The sequence below is a fragment of the Anaeromyxobacter sp. K genome (assembly GCF_000020805.1).
In the GTDB taxonomy this organism is placed as follows: Bacteria; Myxococcota; Myxococcia; order Myxococcales; family Anaeromyxobacteraceae; genus Anaeromyxobacter; species Anaeromyxobacter dehalogenans.
The window spans coordinates 3,458,393-3,475,714 of record NC_011145.1 but is presented as its reverse complement, the minus strand read 5'-3'; the positions used below and the strand labels follow the sequence as shown (position 1 = coordinate 3,475,714).

Annotated in this window: 14 protein-coding genes; 4 read left to right on the top strand and 10 right to left on the bottom strand. The window is 74.5% G+C overall.

Going from position 1 to position 17,322, the window contains the following annotated elements:
* The first annotated feature begins 92 nt into the window (after nt 1-92).
* Nucleotides 93-572 (top strand): hypothetical protein, encoded by a 480-nt coding sequence (locus tag ANAEK_RS15630; RefSeq protein WP_012527102.1) that lies wholly within the window; start codon nt 93-95, stop codon nt 570-572.
* Nucleotides 573-674: 102 nt separating this feature from the next.
* On the opposite strand, the gene ANAEK_RS15625 is transcribed toward ANAEK_RS15630, so the two are convergent.
* From ANAEK_RS15625 to ANAEK_RS15605, 5 genes are all read right to left on the bottom strand, one after another.
* Entirely contained in the window at nt 675-2,069 is a 1,395-nt protein-coding gene (locus ANAEK_RS15625) for an NAD(P)(+) transhydrogenase (Re/Si-specific) subunit beta (RefSeq protein WP_012527101.1), read from the bottom strand.
* Complete coding sequence (locus tag ANAEK_RS15620) at nt 2,066-2,365, bottom strand: NAD(P) transhydrogenase subunit alpha (RefSeq protein WP_011422058.1); 300 nt, start codon at nt 2,363-2,365, stop codon at nt 2,066-2,068. Before ANAEK_RS15620 ends, ANAEK_RS15625 begins: the two co-directional genes overlap by 4 nt.
* 3 nt (nt 2,366-2,368) lie before the next feature.
* A complete protein-coding gene (locus tag ANAEK_RS15615) occupies nt 2,369-3,466 on the bottom strand; it encodes a Re/Si-specific NAD(P)(+) transhydrogenase subunit alpha (protein WP_012527100.1) in 1,098 nt (365 codons plus the stop codon).
* Between the two features lie 159 nt (nt 3,467-3,625).
* Nucleotides 3,626-4,045 carry a cyclic nucleotide-binding/CBS domain-containing protein gene (locus ANAEK_RS15610; RefSeq protein WP_012527099.1) on the bottom strand — a complete coding sequence of 140 codons (420 nt, stop codon included), beginning with the start codon at nt 4,043-4,045 and terminating at the stop codon, nt 3,626-3,628.
* Between the two features lie 121 nt (nt 4,046-4,166).
* Nucleotides 4,167-4,670 (bottom strand): hypothetical protein, encoded by a 504-nt coding sequence (locus tag ANAEK_RS15605; protein WP_232288237.1) that lies wholly within the window; start codon nt 4,668-4,670, stop codon nt 4,167-4,169.
* Between the two features lie 283 nt (nt 4,671-4,953).
* Between ANAEK_RS15605 and treS the strand changes: the two genes are divergently transcribed.
* Nucleotides 4,954-6,615: a maltose alpha-D-glucosyltransferase gene (gene treS / locus ANAEK_RS15600; protein WP_012527097.1), complete on the top strand. Its 1,662-nt coding sequence runs from the start codon at nt 4,954-4,956 to the stop codon at nt 6,613-6,615.
* Here treS and malQ read toward each other — a convergent pair.
* From malQ to aceB, 4 genes are all read right to left on the bottom strand, one after another.
* Nucleotides 6,582-8,138 carry a 4-alpha-glucanotransferase gene (gene malQ, locus ANAEK_RS15595; protein ID WP_012527096.1) on the bottom strand — a complete coding sequence of 519 codons (1,557 nt, stop codon included), beginning with the start codon at nt 8,136-8,138 and terminating at the stop codon, nt 6,582-6,584. The two genes, treS and malQ, sit on opposite strands and share 34 nt — an antisense overlap.
* 7 nt (nt 8,139-8,145) lie before the next feature.
* Nucleotides 8,146-8,868 carry a hypothetical protein gene (locus tag ANAEK_RS15590; RefSeq protein ID WP_012527095.1) on the bottom strand — a complete coding sequence of 241 codons (723 nt, stop codon included), beginning with the start codon at nt 8,866-8,868 and terminating at the stop codon, nt 8,146-8,148.
* Between the two features lie 8 nt (nt 8,869-8,876).
* Nucleotides 8,877-10,100 carry a hypothetical protein gene (locus ANAEK_RS15585; protein ID WP_232288236.1) on the bottom strand — a complete coding sequence of 408 codons (1,224 nt, stop codon included), beginning with the start codon at nt 10,098-10,100 and terminating at the stop codon, nt 8,877-8,879.
* Between the two features lie 162 nt (nt 10,101-10,262).
* Nucleotides 10,263-13,598: a malate synthase A gene (gene aceB / locus ANAEK_RS23640; protein WP_012527093.1), complete on the bottom strand. Its 3,336-nt coding sequence runs from the start codon at nt 13,596-13,598 to the stop codon at nt 10,263-10,265.
* A gap of 265 nt (nt 13,599-13,863) precedes the next feature.
* Between aceB and ANAEK_RS15570 the strand changes: the two genes are divergently transcribed.
* A complete protein-coding gene (locus tag ANAEK_RS15570; RefSeq protein WP_012527092.1) occupies nt 13,864-15,297 on the top strand; it encodes a short-chain fatty acyl-CoA regulator family protein in 1,434 nt (477 codons plus the stop codon).
* A 26-nt stretch (nt 15,298-15,323) separates the two neighbouring features.
* Here the strand turns inward: ANAEK_RS15570 and ANAEK_RS15565 are convergent, their stop codons facing one another.
* The gene (locus ANAEK_RS15565) at nt 15,324-16,709 is read right to left on the bottom strand and encodes a hypothetical protein (protein ID WP_232288235.1); all 1,386 of its coding nucleotides are present in this window, start codon (nt 16,707-16,709) and stop codon (nt 15,324-15,326) included.
* Between the two features lie 189 nt (nt 16,710-16,898).
* On the opposite strand from ANAEK_RS15565, the gene ANAEK_RS15560 reads away from it, so the two are divergent.
* Nucleotides 16,899-17,315 carry a response regulator gene (locus ANAEK_RS15560; protein ID WP_012527090.1) on the top strand — a complete coding sequence of 139 codons (417 nt, stop codon included), beginning with the start codon at nt 16,899-16,901 and terminating at the stop codon, nt 17,313-17,315.
* The last annotated feature ends 7 nt before the right edge of the window (nt 17,316-17,322 follow it).

Below are 17,322 nucleotides of genomic sequence, written 5' to 3'. Positions count from 1 at the left end.
GCTCCCCCCGCCGCCTTCGCGGCGCGTCGCGCTCGTGCGGGCGCGTGCCTACCTTCTGCGTCGGACGGGCAGACGCCCGCCAGGAGGGGACCATGCGTAAACTGGCTGTGTTGATGGGCGCGCTGCTGCTCGCCGGGACGGCGGCGGCGAACGACCGCCTGGGGAGCACCAAGGAGGAGACGAAGGAGGCCGGGCAGGCGGCCGCGCGCGACACGAAGAACTCGGCCGATCGCGCCGGGCAGTGGACGCGCGACCAGACCGGCACCGGGAGCGCGAACGAGCCGGGCATGCACCAGAACACGGCGCAGGCCGAGCAGCGCCGGGACGAGATGTCGAAGAAGGACTTCGACATCAAGGGCAAGATCTCCAAGGTGTCGCAGACCGCCATCACGCTGGATCGCGACGACGCGACCACCGCGACGCTGCACTGCGACCGGAACACCAAGGTGGAGCTGGACGGCAACACCGCCCGGCTCTCGCAGCTCAAGCCCGGACAGGACGTGAAGGCGTCCTTCAACCTCAAGGGCGACAAGCCCATGGCGATCGAGGTGAAGGCCGACTCGAACAAGTAGCGCCGTTCGCGCTGGAGGCAGCACGGGCCTCGCGCGTCGTGCGCGGGGCCCGTGCCGTCCTCGCGTCGCCGGCGCCCCCCGGCGCTGGGCGCGCCGCGAGGCTCAGGACTGCTGCTTCACCTCGTGCACCAGCTTCGCGAGCGAGGCCTTCGCGTCGCCGAACAGCATCGAGGTGTTCTCGGCGTAGAACAGCTCGTTCTCGATGCCCGCGAAGCCCGGGTTCATCGAGCGCTTCATGACGATGACCTGCTTCGCCTTGTCCACGTCGAGGATGGGCATCCCGTAGATGGGCGAGGCGCGGTCGTTCCGCGCCGCGGGGTTCACGACGTCGTTCGCGCCGATGACGAGGGCCACGTCGGCGTTCTGGAACTCGTCGTTGATCTCGTCCATCTCCTTGAGCTTGTCGTAGGGGATGTCCGCCTCCGCGAGCAGCACGTTCATGTGGCCGGGCATGCGGCCCGCCACCGGGTGGATGGCGTAGAGCACCGTCCCGCCGTTCTTCTCGACGAGCTGGGCCAGCTCCCGGACCTGGTGCTGCGCCTGCGCCACCGCCATGCCGTAGCCGGGGACCACGATCACGAGCCGCGCGAACGCGAGCTGGATGGCGGCGTCCTCCGGGGTGATGGACCGGACCGTCAGCCCCTGGGCGGTCTTGGCGGACGCCGCCGGCGCCGAGCCGAACGCGCCGAACAGCACGTTCGTGAACGACCGGTTCATCGCCCGGCTCATGATGATCGACAGGATGAAGCCCGAGGCGCCGTCGAGCGCCCCGGCGATGATGAGCACGTTGTTGCCGATGGCGAAGCCCGTCGCGGACGACGCCAGGCCGGCGTACGAGTTGAGCAGGGAGATGACCACCGGCATGTCTGCGCCGCCGATGGGGAGCACCAGCGACACCCCGAACAGCAGCCCCAGCCCCACCATGGCGTAGAACGCCGCCGGGTGCGCCCCGGGATCGTAGATGAGCCAGGCGAACAGCCCGAGCGCCGCGGCGAACATCAGGAGCGAGACGACGTTCTGGCCGGGGAAGGTGACCGGCCGCGAGGGGAGCAGCTCCTGGAGCTTCCCGAACGCCATGAAGCTGCCGGTGATGGTGAGGGCGCCGAACAGCACCTCGAAGCCCAGGGCCGCCATGGTGCCCCGGCCCACCTCGGCGCCGTTGCCCAGGTGCCAGTACTCCGCGACGCCCACCAGCGTGGCGGCGACCGCGCCGAACATGTGCGAGATCGCGATGCGCTGCGGCATCGCGGTCATGGGGACGTAGACGCCGAGCGGGTAGCCGATGGCCGACCCGAGCGCCAGGCCGGCCAGGATCCACCCGTAGTGGACGACCTCGTGGTGCACGAGCGTGCCCACGATCGCGAGCAGCATGCCGACAGCGGCGAGCTGCATGCCGCGCCGGGCCTTGTCCGGGATGGTGAGGCTGCGGAGGCCGAGGATGAACAGGACCGACGCGGCGAGGTACGCCGCCTCGATGAACAGCGTGCGCGGGCTCACTTCTTCTGGCCTCCCGCCCGGTCGGCGCGCTTGAACATCTTGAGCATGCGGTCGGTGATGATGAAGCCGCCCACCACGTTGATGGTCGCGGAGGTGACCGCCACGAACCCGAGGACGTTCGCGAGCAGCCCGCGCTCCGCCCCGGCCATCACCAGCGAGCCCACCAGCGAGATGGCGCTGATGGCGTTGGTGGCCGACATGAGGGGGGTGTGCAGCAGCGCCGGGACCCGGGTGATGACGAAGAACCCGACGAAGCCGGCGAGGACGAAGACGTAGATCTGGATGAGCTCGAGCATGGGTCAGGCCCGCACCTTCCCGCCGTGCACCACCAGCATGGCGGCGGCGATCTCCTCCTGCGCGTCGAGGTCCGCCTTCCCGTCCTTGAACAGGTGGGCGAGCAGCGTGACCACGTTGCGGCCGTACATCTGGCTGGCGTGGAACGGCACCGTGGACGGGAGGTTGACCGCGCCGATCACCGACACGCCGGCGTCCACCACCGTCTCGCCGGCGCGCGTCAGCTCGCAGTTGCCCCCGGTCTCGGCGGCCAGGTCCACCACCACCGAGCCGGGCCGCATGGAGCGGACCATGTCCGCGGTGATCAGGCGCGGCGCCGGCCGGCCCGGGATCTGCGCGGTGGTGATCACGAGGTCCATGTCCTTCACGTGGCCGGCGATGGCGGCGAGGACGCGCTCCTGCTCGGACTGGCCCAGCTCCTTCGCGTAGCCGCCCGTGCCCTCGGCGGCCACCGCGGGCACCTCCACGAACGCGGCGCCGAGCGACTGCACCTGCTCCTTCACGACCGGCCGCACGTCGAACGCGGACACCACCGCGCCGAGCCGGCGCGCCGTGGCGATCGCCTGCAGCCCCGCCACGCCGGCGCCGACCACGAACGCCTTCGCGGGCGCGAGCGTGCCGGCCGCGGTGGTCATCATGGGGAGGATGCGGGGGAGGGCGCCCGCGCCGAGCAGCACGGCCTTGTAGCCGGCGAGCGTGGCCTGCGACGAGAGCGCGTCCATGGACTGCGCGCGCGTGGTGCGGGGGACCTTCTCCATGGCCATCGCGTCCACGCCGCGCGCGGCGAGCCGCTCGAGGAGCGGCCCGGCGCCGTGCGGCGCGAGCAGGCCGACCAGCAGCGCGCCGGGCGGGAGCCGCTCCACCTGCGCCTCGGAGGGCCGCTGCACCGCCGCGACCACGCGCGCGCCGTCGAGCGCGGCGGCCGCGTCGCCCACCTGCGCGCCGGCCGCCGTGTAGGCCGCGTCGGGGAAGCCGGCGGCCTCGCCCGCGCCGCGCTCCACGCGGACCTCGTGGCCCTGCTTCACCAACCGTGTGACGTTCTCGGGGACCAGGGCGACCCGGAGCTCTCCGGGCGCCGCCTCACGTAGCACCGCGATGCGCATCGTCGTCGTAGACCTCGGTCCATCGGGGGTATCCCCCGGACGTGGGCAAGAGAAGGCCCCACGCGGGGAATACCCGCAAGGCGAGCCGGCTCGTCCCGCCGGCACCGTTGACGGACCGTGAACGCCTGCGCGCCGTCGCGCAGCCGCGGCGCGGGTGCGTCAGCGGCCGTCGATGTACGTCTGCAGCTGCTCGATGAGGAACTGCTTCTCGTCCAGCATGAGCTGGATGATGTCGCGCATCGAGACCACGCCCACGACCTGGCCGCCCTCCTCGACGAGCAGGTGGCGGGTGGTGTGGTCGCGCATCAGCCCGGCCACCTCCACCTCGGTGGCGCTGCTGGAGACGCGCGGGAGCCCCTGGCGCATCGCCTCGCGCATGGGATGGTTCGCGTCGCCGCCGCGCGCGAGCACGGTCGCGACGAGATCGCGCTCCGTCACCAGCCCGACGATCCGGCCGCCGTCGCGGACCGCCACCGAGCCGATCTTGCGCTCCGACATGAGGCGCGCCGCCTCGCGGATCGGCGCGGTCGCCTCGAGGGACACCATCTCGCGGGTCACGTGCTTGTGGATCGACGCCATCGGGCGCCTCCTTGTGAAAGGATGGCCTAATCGGCCGCGGCCGCCGCGCATCCCACGTCGGAGCGCGCCTGGTGGGGGCGGGGGCCGCGGCGCGCCGCGTCAGCCGGGGGCCGCGGCGGCATCACAGCGCGTCCGTCCCCACCGGCCACATGCCGAGGCGGATGCCCTGGTACCGCTTGCGGCACTCCGCGGGCGCGTCGGGCCGGTCCCAGACGATCCCGGCGAACGCCGCGTCCACGTCCTTCCACCGCGGGTTCGAGTGGGTCGGGTCCCCCAGCTTGTAGTGCCCGAGCTCGTGCAGCAGCTCCGCCGCCTCGAAGCAGCCCCCAGAGTCGTCGGGCACGTGCAGCGACAGCGTGTGCTGGATGTAGTCGGTGCAGCCCTCGTTGCGGGTGGCCAGGTAGCAGACGTACTCGGTCGTGTCCCGGTACTGGATCCGCCAGCCGGACAGCGAGTGAAGGTTCCAGAACGGCAGCTCCAGCTCGAGCAGGCGGTCCATCCTGGCTTTGGCCGCCTCGAGGTCGGCGGGCGGCGACTCGAACTCCACGCAGGCGCCGTGGCTCTCGAACGAGCAGTGCCAGGGATCGCAGGCCGCCAGCGACAGGAGCGCCGCGGCCGCGGCCACCGCCGCACCCGCCCCCCGGAGCCTCCCCGCCCGCCCGACCGCCGCGCCCGCCACCGGCCGTACGCTGCGCACGCGGCCGGCCGGCGCGGAACGCCCCTCGCAGCGCAGGACCCGCCGCCGCACGGCCGCCCGCCGGCGCGGAGCCGCCCCGCGCAGCGGCGCGCAGGCCGCGGGCCGGCCCGGAGGGGCGCCGCGCGCGCGTCCTCCGCGCGGGGAGGGCGGTCCGGATGTACCTTACGGACTCGCATCAGGACGCGCGGGCCCGGCCGGCCCGGGGAGGCACATGGCGATCTCGCAGCGCAGGCGGGCGGTCGATCCGCTCTGGTTCAAGGACGCGGTCATCTACGAGACGCACGTGAAGTCGTTCTACGACTCCAACGGCGACGGCGTGGGCGACCTGCGCGGGCTGGTGGAGAAGCTCGACTACCTCCAGGACCTCGGCATCACCTGCCTCTGGCTGCTGCCGTTCTTCCCGTCGCCGCTGCGCGACGACGGCTACGACATCGCCGACTACAAGGGCATCCACCCCGACTACGGCACGGTGGACGACTTCCGCCAGCTCGTGGCCGCGGCGCACGCCCGCGGCATCCGCGTGGTGGTGGAGCTGGTGGTGAACCACACCTCCGACCAGCACCCCTGGTTCCAGCGCGCCCGGCGCGCACCGCCCGGCTCGCCGGAGCGCGCCTACTACGTGTGGAGCGACACCGACGAGCGCTACCGCGACGCCCGCATCATCTTCACCGACACCGAGAAGTCGAACTGGACCTGGGATCCGGAGGCGAAGCAGTACTACTGGCACCGCTTCTTCTCGCACCAGCCGGACCTGAACTTCGAGAACGCGGTGGTGCTCGGCGAGGTGCTGGACGCGCTGCGCTTCTGGGCCGAGATGGGCGTGGACGGCTTCCGGCTGGACGCGGTGCCGTACCTGGTCGAGCAGGAGGGGACGAGCTGCGAGAACCTGCCCGGCACGCACGAGCTCATCCGCCGGATCCGGGCGTACGTGGACCAGCACTTCCCCGGCCGCATGCTGCTCGCCGAGGCGAACCAGTGGCCGGCCGACGTGCGCCCGTACTTCGGCGAGGGCGACGAGTGCCACATGGCGTTCCACTTCCCGCTCATGCCGCGCATCTTCATGGCGCTGCGGCTCGAGGACGTGGAGCCCATCGTCGAGATCATGCGCCGCACCCCGGCCATCCCGGACACCTGCCAGTGGGCGCTGTTCCTGCGCAACCACGACGAGCTGACGCTGGAGATGGTGACCGCCGACGAGCGCGACTACATGTACCTCGCGTACAGCCAGGACCCGCGCATGAAGCTGAACGTCGGGATCCGGCGCCGGCTCGCGCCGCTGGTGGACAACAGCCGCCGGCGCATGGAGCTGCTCAACTCGCTCCTGTTCTCGTTCCCGGGCACGCCGATCGTCTACTACGGCGACGAGCTCGGCATGGGCGACAACATCTACCTCCACGACCGCAACGGCGTGCGCACGCCCATGCAGTGGAGCCCGGACCGGAACGCCGGCTTCTCCCGCGCCGACCCCGGCCGGCTCTACTCCGCGCCCATCTCCGACGCGGTGTACGGGTACCAGGCGGTGAACGTCGAGGCCCAGCTGCGCGACCCGTCCTCGCTCCTGCACTGGATGCGGAACACGATCGCGCTGCGGAAGCTGTTCCGGGCGTTCGGGCGCGGCACGATGGAGTTCCTGCCGGTGCAGAACCGCAAGGTGCTCGCCTACGTCCGCCGCCACGACGAGGACGTGATCCTGTGCGTGGCGAACGTGTCGCGCTTCGCCCAGCCGGCGCAGCTCGACCTCTCCCACCTCGAGGGCTACGTGCCGGTGGAGATGGTCGGGTACACCGAGTTCCCGCGCATCGGGCGGCAGCCCTACGCGCTGACGCTCGCGCCGTACGGCTACTTCTGGTTCGAGCTGCGCAAGCCCGCCTGAGCGGGCGCGCGCCCGTACACGGTCGCGAGCCGCCGCAGCCGGTCGGCCAGCCCGGCGTCGAGCGCCTCCTCGCGCACCCGCCAGCGCCAGTTGCCGCCCAGGGTGGCGGGCGTGTTCATGCGCGCCTCCGACCCGAGGCCCAGCGCGTCCTGGAGCGGGAACACCGCCGTGTCGGCGACGGACGCGAGCACCGCGCGGATCATCGCGCCCGGCACGTCGCGCCCGTCCACCCCGAGGTACTCGAGCGCGAACGCCTTCTCTCGCGCCACCGCCTCGGCCGTCCGGACGCTGTCGCCCGCCCCGCCCCGCCACCAGCCCGCCACGGTGTCGTTGTCGTGCGTGCCGGTGTACGCGACCAGGTCGGGCGCGTAGTTGTGGGGCTGGAAGGTGGGCGCCTGCGGGTCGTCCCCGAACGCGAACTGCAGGATGGCCATCCCCGGCAGGCCGAAGCGCCGCCGGAGCGCCTCCACCTCCGGCGTGATGACGCCCAGGTTCTCGGCCACGAACGGCAGCGGGCCGAGCGCGCGGAGGAGCGCCTCGAACAGCCTCGCGCCCGGGCCGGGCACCCAGCGGCCGCGCTCGGCGGTGGGCGCGCCGGCGGGGATCTCCCAGTAGGCCTCGAAGCCGCGGAAGTGGTCGAGCCGGACGCGGTCCACCAGCGCGAGCGTGCCGCGCACGCGCTCGATCCAGAAGCGCCAGCCCTCGCGCGCCACCGCCTCCCAGTCGTAGAGCGGGTTCCCCCAGCGCTGGCCGGTGGCGCTGAAGTAGTCCGGCGGGACGCCGGCGATCACCGCCGGCTCGCCGGAGGCGTCGAGCCGGAACAGCTCCGGCCGGGCCCACACCTCCGCCGAGTCGTGGGCCACGTAGATGGGCAGGTCGCCCATCAGCTCGATCCCGAGCGCGCGGCAGCGCGCGCGCAGCGCCGCCCACTGGCGGGAGAAGGCGAACTGCGCGAACACCTCGGCGAAGACCTCGTCCGCGAAGCGCGCCCGCGCCGCCTCGAGCGCCCTCGGCTCGCGCCGGGCGAGCGGCGCCGGCCAGGCCGTCCAGGGCCGGCCGCCGTGCGCCGCCTTCAGCGCCGCGAACAGCGCCCAGTCCTCCAGCCACGCCCCCTCGCGCGCGCGGAAGTCCTCCAGCTCCGCCGCGCGCTCGCCGTCGGCGCCGGCCCGGAACGCCCGCGCCGCGCGCGCCAGCCGCTCGCGCTTCCACTCCAGCGCCGCGTGGAGGTCGGCCCGCCCCGGCTCGCCGGCGGGGGCGCCGGCGAGCTCGCCGTCCTCGAGCCAGCCCTCGTTGCGGAGCACCTCCAGCGAGACCAGCAGCGGGTTGCCGGCGCGCGAGGAGAGCGCCTGGTAGGGCGAGTCGCCGAAGCCGGTCGGGCCGAGCGGCAGCACCTGCCACAGCCGCTGGCCGGCGTCGGCGAGCCATCCCGCGAAGCGGTGCGCCGCGCCGCCGAGGTCGCCCGCGCCGTGGGGGCCGGGCAGCGAGGTCGGGTGGAGCAGGATGCCGGAGCGGCGGTCGCGCATCGCGGGCCTAGAGGTGCTGGATGCGCCGCGGGTTCTCGCGCGGATCCTCGGCGCCGCGCGGCCCCTCGGCCGGGAGCTGCCGGTCGAGCGCGCGGGAGACGGCGTCGCGCGCGCCCAGGCCGAGCGCCAGCGAGGCGGTGAGCACGAGCCCGCCGAGCACGATGGCGAAGGCCATCGTCGGCAGGCCGCCGCCGACCCCGACGTGCTCGAGCGCCATGGCCGCCGCGAGCACGAGCAGGAACCACTTCACCGCGAGCGACAGCGGCCGCGCCTGGCGGATCCCGAGGTTCACCGCGCCGATGAGCACGCTGCGCTCGAGGAACCGCGCCGCCCCGATGCCGACGATGAGGATGACGGCGCCGACGACCAGGCGCGGCAGGAACGCGAGCAGCGAGTGGCCCGCGGCGGTGGTGGTGGCGGCGCCCAGGACGTCGAGGGAGAGCGCCACCGCCAGCAGCACCAGGAACCAGAACGCGCCGCGCGCCACCAGCCAGGAGGGTTCGTGCTGCGGCTCGATCCCGCGCCCCGTGGTGAGCCCCCACTCGCGGGCCCGGCGATCGAGCCCCACCCGGGCGAGGAGCCGGCGCAGCCCGGCGCGGACCGCGAACGCGATGAGCACACCACCCCCGAGCACCACCACCATGGCCACGAACGCCGGCAGGTCCGCGGCCAGCGCCGCCCCCAGCCGCCCGAACGCCTCCGCCAGCACCTGCTGCACGCGCTCCCACATGGCGCCTCCTAGGGCGTGAAGCGGTCCGGCCAGCGCCACCTCGAGATGAGGTAGGGCTTCTCCGCCTCGAACGCCTCGCACAGCCGCTCCACCCGAGCCTCCGTCTCCGGCCGTCCCAGCCCGCCCACCTCGTTGACGAAGCTGGCGGCCCATCCCAGGTACAGCGGGGTCATCGACCGCAGCAGCTGCTCCCGATCCATGATCTTCACGCGCCAGCCCACCGCGAAGTCGTAGACCACCCGGGCCCAGACCGCGTCGGGCATGCGGAACGCCTCGGGCGGATCGCGGGGGATGCGCTGCAGGGCCAGCATGGTCTGGGGCGGCAGCACCGCGCCCCAGAGCGCGCGCAGATCCTGCCAGCCCAGCCCGAACGCCGACACCAGCGGACCGGGCGCGGGCGGCGGGTTCGGGTCGCCCGGGAGGTGCTCCTCCCCGAACGTCGGGACCGGGCGCGAGCCGCGCACCCGCTGCCAGCGCGGCGCGTGCTGCGCCATGTCCTGGAACACCGTCCCGAGCACGCGCGCGACCGCCTGCGAGACGTCGGCGGGCTGCGGCGGCGGGCGCGTGCGAGGCCCGAGGTACACCTGCGCGATGCGCGTCTCGTGCGCGGCGGCCTTCGCGATCACCCAGAGGTCCGCGGTCGCGCTGGACGGGTCGCTGCGCCAGGCGCCGTCGGCGATGAGGCGCTCGGCCAGGGCGCGCGAGACCACCACCTCGCGCCCGAGCGGCTGCCGGAGGCGCTGCCCGAACAGGGCGCGGGTGAGCGGGTAGACGACGCCGGTGACCAGCACGCCGTCGAAGCGGCCGCGGGCGTACGCCGGCGCGACGAGGTCGAAGGAGCCGTCCAGGACCGGGTCGAGGAGCTGGCGTATCCAGGCCGGGTCCGCCGGGCGCGGCATGGGCTCGAGCAGGGCGCAGGCGGGCGCGCCGAGCGTCAGCTCCACCTCGAGCAGCGTCGGCAGCGCGGCCTCCAGGCCGTCGTGACTGCCGGTGTAGACCGCCGGGGGATCGCCCTCCGGGGAGGAGGGGGGGAGCGGCTCGCCGGGAGGCGCCGCGCCGCGCGGGTCGCCGGTGAGCACCACCGCCACGCCGGGGCGGGAAGGGTAGGCGGCGCGCAGCGCGGCCTGGAGCGCCTGCGCCGACTCGCTCGCCGCCAGCCGATCCGGTTCCGCGGGGACGCCGACCACGAGCTCCGGTGCGAGCGCCTCGCCCGCTCTGGTGGGATCGAGCACGCCCGACAACGTAACCGATTCCGGCGCCGGCGGCGGGGTCTCGTTGGCGCACCGACTTGCGCGGGGCCGCAGGGGAGCGGCCGGCCGCGCGGAGCGCGAGGCAGCGCGCCCGCTCCCTCCCCGCGCGCGGCGAGGAGGGAGCGGGCGGCGGGTCGGCGGGCGCTACGCGAGCGCCGGGACGAGCAGGAGCTCCTTGCGCTCGTGGTCGGCGATCTGCGCCGCGACCTCGCTCGCCAGGCGGCCGAGGTCGGCCGGCGCGGGCGCGGACGGGCCCCGGGCGCGCTCCACCAGGCCGGTCACCAGCCGGAGGATCTGCTGGTGCTCCTCCACCATCCGCTTCAGCTCGGCCCGGCGCGCCGGGCTGCGCGCGCCCACGATCCCGTACAGGCCCTTGGCGTGCTCCTCGTGCGCGAAGTGCTCGCGCAGCGCCTGGGCCAGCTCCTCCAGCGCGCCGGAGAGCGCGGGCCCGTCCCCGGCGCCGCGCACGCGGGCGACGAGGGCGTGGAGGCGCTCGTGATCCGCCTCGATGGCGCGCGCCACCTGGTCGGCGCCGTGCGCGGGCGCCGCCTCCGCGGGGTGGAACTGCGCCGCCTCGGTGGAGCCCTCCAGCGCGAGCGTGGAGGACGTGCCGCCGGACACCGCCTGGGCGACCAGGTCGAAGTAGCCGGTCCCGACCTCGCGCTGGTGACGGGTGGCGGTGTAGCCCTGCGGCTCCGCGGCGAACTCGGCCTGCTGCAGCTCGGTGTAGGCCGCCATGCCGCGCTCGCGGTAGCCGCGCGCGAGCTGGAACATCGAGTGGTTGAGCGCGTGGAAGCCGGCCAGCGTCACGAACTGGAACTTGTAGCCCATCGCGCCGAGCTCGCGCTGGAACCGGGCGATGGTCGCGTCGTCGAGCTTCTTCTTCCAGTTGAACGACGGCGAGCAGTTGTACGCGAGCAGCTTGCCCGGGAACCGGGCGTGGATGCCCTCGGCGAAGCGCTTCGCCTCGTGCAGGTCGGGCGTCTGCGTCTCGCACCAGACCAGGTCCGCGAACGGCGCGTAGGCGAGGCCGCGCGCGATGGCGGTGTCGATGCCGGGCCGCAGCCGGTAGAAGCCCTCCGGCGTGCGCTCGCCCTCCTCGAGGTACGGGTGATCGTACGGGTCGATGTCGCTCATGATGAGCTTCGCGCCCTCGGCGTCGGTCCGCGCGACGATGATCGTCGGCACGTCCATGACGTCGGCGGCGAGCCGCGCGGCGGTGAGCGTGCGGATGAACGTGGAGGTCGGGACCAGCACCTTGCCGCCCAGGTGGCCGCACTTCTTCTCCGAGGCCACCTGGTCCTCGAAGTGCACGCCGGCGGCGCCCGCCTCGATCATCCCCTTCATCAGCTCGAACGCGTTGAGCGGCCCGCCGAAGCCGGCCTCGGCGTCGGCCACGATGGGCGCGAACCACGTGGTGCCGTCCCTGCCCTCGGAGTGCTCGATCTGGTCGGCGCGCTGCAGGGCGGCGTTGATGCGCCGGACCACCTCGGGCACCGAGTTGGCCGGGTAGAGGCTCTGGTCCGGGTAGGTCTGGCCCGCCTGGTTGGCGTCGGCCGCGACCTGCCAGCCGGACAGGTAGATGGCCTTCAGGCCCGCCTTCACCATCTGCACGGCCTGGTTGCCGGTGAGCGCGCCGAGCGCGTTCACGTACGGCTCGGCGTGGAGCAGCTCCCACAGCCGGAGCGCGCCCATGCGCGCGAGGGTGTGCTCGACCTGCACGCTGCCGCGCAGCCGCTCCACCTCGTCGCGCCCGAAGCGGCGCACGATGCCCTCCCAGCGGCGCGGGTCGGGGTGGTGCGGCGCGGGGGAGGCGGCGCCGGCGGGCGCGCCGCCGGCCAGGATGCGCGCGCGCTCGTCGCCGCGCGCCTCCAGCAGGTCGTACGCGGGGAGGGTGATGAACTCGGTGAACTCGGCCTGGGTGCTCATCCGCTCGAACAGCGCGCGCGCCTCCTCGAAGCGGCCGCCGGCGAAGCGCGCCTCGCCCACCTCGAGGCGGATCCGGTCCATCTCCTCGGCGAGCACCGCGCGGAAGCGCTCCGCGGTGAGCGGCTGGCCGTCGTCGAGCGCCACGCCGTGGTGGATCCACTGCCAGGCGAGCGCGCGCGAGATCTCGGCGGTGGCGGCGTCCTCCATGAGGCCGTACAGCGGGACGCAGCCCGAGCCGCGCAGCCAGGCCTCGAGGTACTGGACCGAGACGCGCACGTTGTGGCGCAGGCCGGCCTCGGTGCGCGTCCCCTCCACCGGGCGCAGCAGGTCGCGGGCGCCGATCCGCGCGGCCTCGCGCGCGACGCCGATCTGGTTCGGGCCCGCCATGTGCTCGTCGAACACGGCGCGCGCGACCGGGACCAGGCCCGGGTGCGCCACCCAGGTGCCGTCGTGCCCGCCGGTCACCTCGCGGAGCTTGTCGGCGCGGACCTTGGCGAGCGCGGCCTCGTTGGCCGCGGCGTCGTCCTTGACCGGGATCTGCGCGGCCATGCCGCCCATGGCGTGCACGCCGCGGCGGTGGCAGGTCTGGACGAGCAGCTGCACGTACGCGCGCAGGAAGCCCTCGTCCATCGTCACCTGCGCCCGGTCCGGCAGCACCGCTCGCGGATCCGCGCGCAGCCGCTTCACGAACGAGAAGATGTAGTCCCAGCGCCCGCAGTTCAGGCCGGCGGAGTGCTCGCGCAGCTCCCAGAGGATCTCGTCCATCTCGAACGCGGCCGGGAGCGTCTCGACCAGGCAGGTGGCGCGGATGGTGCCGCGGGGGATCCCGAGCGCCGCCTGGGCGTGGACGAACACGTCGTTCCACAGCCGCGCCTCGAGGTGGCTCTCCAGCTTCGGCAGGTAGAAGTACGGGCCGGTGCCCCTGGCGACGAGCGCGCGGGCGTTGTTCCAGAAGTAGACGCCGAAGTCCCAGAGCGCGGCGGTGGCGGCCCGGCCGTCCACGAGCGCGTGCCGCTCCAGCAGGTGCCAGCCGCGCGGCCGGACCATGAGCACGGCGGTGCGGTCCTTCAGGCGGTACTGCTTCCCGTTCGGCGAGGCGTACGCGATGGTGCCGGCCACCGCGTCCCTCAGGTTCACCTGTCCCTCGACCACGTTCTGCCAGGTGGGCGAGCTCGAGTCCTCGAAGTCCGCCATGAACACGCTCGCGCCGGAGTTGAGCGCGTTGATGATCATCTTGCGGTCGGTCGGGCCGGTGATCTCGACGCGGCGGTCCTGGAGGTCGGCCGGGATGGGCGCCACCGTCCACGCCGCCTCGCGGATCTCCTCGGTCGTGGAGAGGAACGCCGGGCGCTCGCCGGCGTCCCAGCGGCGCTGCAGCTCGGCGCGGCGCTCGAGCAGCTGCTCGACGCGCGGGCGGAAGCGGCGCACCAGGTCGGCGACGAAGGCCAGGGCGTCGGCGGTGAGGACGGTCTCGTGTCCGGTGGGGAGGGGGCCCCTAAGGTCCATCCCGGGGGGGAGCGGCGGGCGCTGCGCGTCGGTCGTCTCGGGCATCGTGTGTGTTCCTCCTGTGCCCGAATCGTTATCGTGATTTGGATCAAGCACAATAGCCGCTGTTATTCCGCGTGGTTAACCTGTCGGCGCGTTGTCAAGGCACGGCCGTCAAGCCGTAAATCTTGAAAATGGCGTGACGCGCCATGATGTTCGGGAGGCCACCGTCCGGCCGCCCGGCAGCCCGCCGCGCGCGGTCGATCCTCCCCGCCCGACCCGGCGCGGGGACGGCGCCCCGAGCGGCGCGCGCGGCGGCGAGGAGACCGCCATGCGCGAGCCCGGCCAGCACCTCGGCGCCAAGGTCCGGGCGCTCCGCCGCCAGCGCAACCTCACCCAGGTCCAGCTCGCCGATCGGCTCGGCATCTCCGCGAGCTACCTGAACCTCATCGAGCACAACCGCCGCCCCCTGCCCGCGCAGCTCCTCATCAAGCTCGCGGACCTGTTCCAGCTCGACCTGAAGTCGCTCTCGACCGAGAACCACGCGCGCGTGGTGGCGGACCTGATGGAGGTGTTCGGGGATCCGCTGTTCGAGGCGCACGACGTCACCAACGCCGAGGTGCGGGACCTCGCCTCCTCGTCGCCCACCGCCGCCCGCGCCGTCCTGGCGCTCTACCAGGCGTACCGCGGGGCGCGGGAGGCCTCCGACACGCTCGCCGCGACGCTCTCCGACGGCGATCTCGACGGCGTGGACTCGTCGCACCTGCCCACCGAGGAGGTCTCGGACCTCGTCCAGCGGCACATGAACCACTTCCCGGAGCTGGAGGCGGGGAGCGAGGCGCTCTGGCGCGAGGCGCGGCTCGACCCGGACTACCTGTACACGAGCCTGGTGCGCTTCCTCGGCCAGCTCGGCGTGACCGTGCGGATCGTCCACACCGCCGAGGCGGGCGGCGCGATGCGGCGCTACGACCCCGAGGCGAAGGTCCTCTCCCTCTCCGAGCTGCTCCGCCGCGGCAGCCGCAACTTCCAGCTCGCCTACCAGATCGGCCTGCTCACGCAGGCGGACGTGCTCGACCGCTTCGTGGCCGACCCGCACCTCACCAGCGACTCGTCGCGCGCGCTCGCCCGCGTGGCGCTCGCGAACTACTTCGCGGCGGCGGTGCTCATGCCCTACGGGCCGTTCCTGGAGCAGGCGCGCGCCGAGCGCTACGACCTCGACCTGCTCGGCCACCGCTTCCGCACCAGCTTCGAGCAGGTGTGCCACCGGCTCACCACGCTGCGGCGGCCCGGCGCCGAGGGCGTCCCGTTCCACCTCGTGCGCGTGGACATCGCCGGGAACATCTCCAAGCGGTTCTCCGCCTCCGGCCTCCGCTTCGCCCGCTTCTCCGGCGCCTGCCCGCGCTGGAACCTGTTCGAGGCGTTCACCACCCCGGGCCTGGTGCGCACGCAGCTCTCGCAGATGCCCGACGGCGCGACCTACTTCTGGATCGCGCGCACCGTCAACCGCGAGGGCGGCGGGTTCCACGCGCCGCGCTCGGTGCTCGCCATCGCCATGGGGTGCGAGGCCTCGCGCGCCCGCGAGCTGGTCTACGCGGACGGCGTGAACCTCGAGGCGCGCGAGGCGGTGGTGCCGGTGGGCCTGACGTGCAGGCTGTGCGAGCGGATGGACTGCGAGCAGCGGGCGTTCCCGCCGCTGCAGCATCCGCTCAAGGTGAACGCGGACGTCCGCGGCGTGTCGTTCTACGCGCCGGTCCAGGGCCGCTGACGCCGCGGCCCCGGACCGGCTCCGGCCTAGCCGGCCACCTCCAGCCGCTCCGCCGCGCGCTCCAGCAGGATGGGGCGCGCCGCGGGGCGCTCGGCGGCGCCGCGCGCGCCGGCGGTGGCGCGGCGCAGGTAGGCGTAGCGGTCCAGCTCGAGCGCGCCGGCGAGCGCCTCGGAGAGGCGCTCCAGGCGCCGGGCCTCGGCGCGTGCCGCGCGCGCGTCGGCCTCGTCCACCTCCACCGCGCGCCGCTCCAGCGCCCGCAGCCGCCGCCGCACCTCCTCGCGCTCCGCCTCCACCCGCGCCAGCGCCGCCTCGGCCTCCGCGACCACCCCGGCGCGCCGGCCGCGCTCCACCATGTCGCGCGTCCGCTCGCGATCCCACTCCAGCGCCGCCGCCTCGGCGGCGTCGCGCTCGGCCGCGCGGCGCGAGGCCTCGCGCAGGCACGCCACCGCCGCGAGCGGAACGGCGAGCAGCAGCACCGCCTCGGTCCAGCGCCCGGGCGCGGCGCCGGACGCGGCCACCGCCGCGGCGAGCGCGGCCGAGCCGGCGGAGCCCACGGCCAGCAGGAAGCCCCGCCGCGCGGCCGCGGCGCCGTCCGCGACCTCGAGCCCGCGGCGCACCGCGACGCCGAGCAGCGCCAGCACCGCGCCCGCTGCGCCGGCCGCGAACGCGAGCGAGAGCCCGGCCGCGAGCGGCGCGCGCTGCAGCGCCCCGGGCAGATCGTCCACCGAGAGCCCCGCCGCGCCCAGGACCGGCCGCGCCAGGCGCCAGGTCTCCGCCAGCAGCAGCGCGAGCGCCGCGCCGCGCAGCGCCATCACCGGGAACGGCGGCGGCACCGGCGGCCGCCCGAGCTGCTCGGCGGTGGCCTCGATCTCGACCGGCGCCGTGATGGCGCCCCGGGCCAGGTCCTCGGCGAGCGCGCGCGCCGCGGCCTCGATCCGGTCGCGCGCCGCCGCCGAGCGCTCCGCCAGGGCGTCCAGCGCGGCCTCCGCGTCGCGGATCTCGCGCAGCGCCCCGGCGCCCTCGCGCTGCAGCAGCGTGCGCACCCAGCGCGGCTCGCCTCCCCGCCCCGAGGGCGTCGGCCCCAGCGCCGTCGACGCCTGCGGGCGCGCGCGCACCACCGGCTCGCCGCCGTCCACGTCGACCGAGACCGGGAGCGCCTCGAGCGGCACCGGCAGGCGGGCCGCGTAGCGCGCCAGCCGGTAGCGGAGGAAATCCTCGAGCCGCACGCCCGAGCGCACCGCCAGGCGCGCCTCCAGGGCCACCCCGAGCCGCGATCGGGGCAGGCGGGGCGCCCGGGCGGGCGCCGGACGCCCTGCGCCGGTCCTCACCGGGCGGAGCGACCGCACCGCGTCGCCGAGCCCGTCCAGCAGCCTGCGAAGTCCCGCCGCGCCCCCGCCCCAGCCTGCGATCACCCCTGCTCCACGCATCGCGCGCTCGCCTCCTCGACCCCTGTCCTCGCGGAACCTAGGGAGGCGGCCAGGGGCGGGCCAGCGGTACCGGCGGGGCGGCATCGGACGAGGGGGCCCGGCGCCGGCCCCGCGATGCCCCGTCGCCGGGCCACGGGATAGCTGCGCCGCTCACGAGGGGGCTACGTTGCCTACATGGACGCACCGGCTCCGCACCGGATCCTGGTGGTCGACGACAACGAGATCCTGCGCACGCTCCTGGCGCAGGCGCTCGAGTCGGGCGGCTACGTCGCGCTCGCGGCCGACTCGGCCGAGAGCGCGCTCGACGTGGTGCGGTTCGATCCGCCGGACCTGTGCGTGGTGGACGAGGTGATGCCCGGCATGAAGGGCAGCGACCTCGTCCGCGTGCTCCGCGCCTCGCCCGATCCGCGGCTGCGCGGCATGCCCATCGTCGGGCTCTCCGGGGTGGCCGGCGGCGACCGCGCGCTCCTCGAGGCCGGCGCGGACGTCGCCATCCGCAAGCCGTTCGCGGAGGCGCCGCTCCTCGAGCTGGTGCGCAGGTTGCTGGCGCGCGTGCCGGTGCCGGCGCTGACCCTCGTGCAGCCTGCGTAGCGCCGCG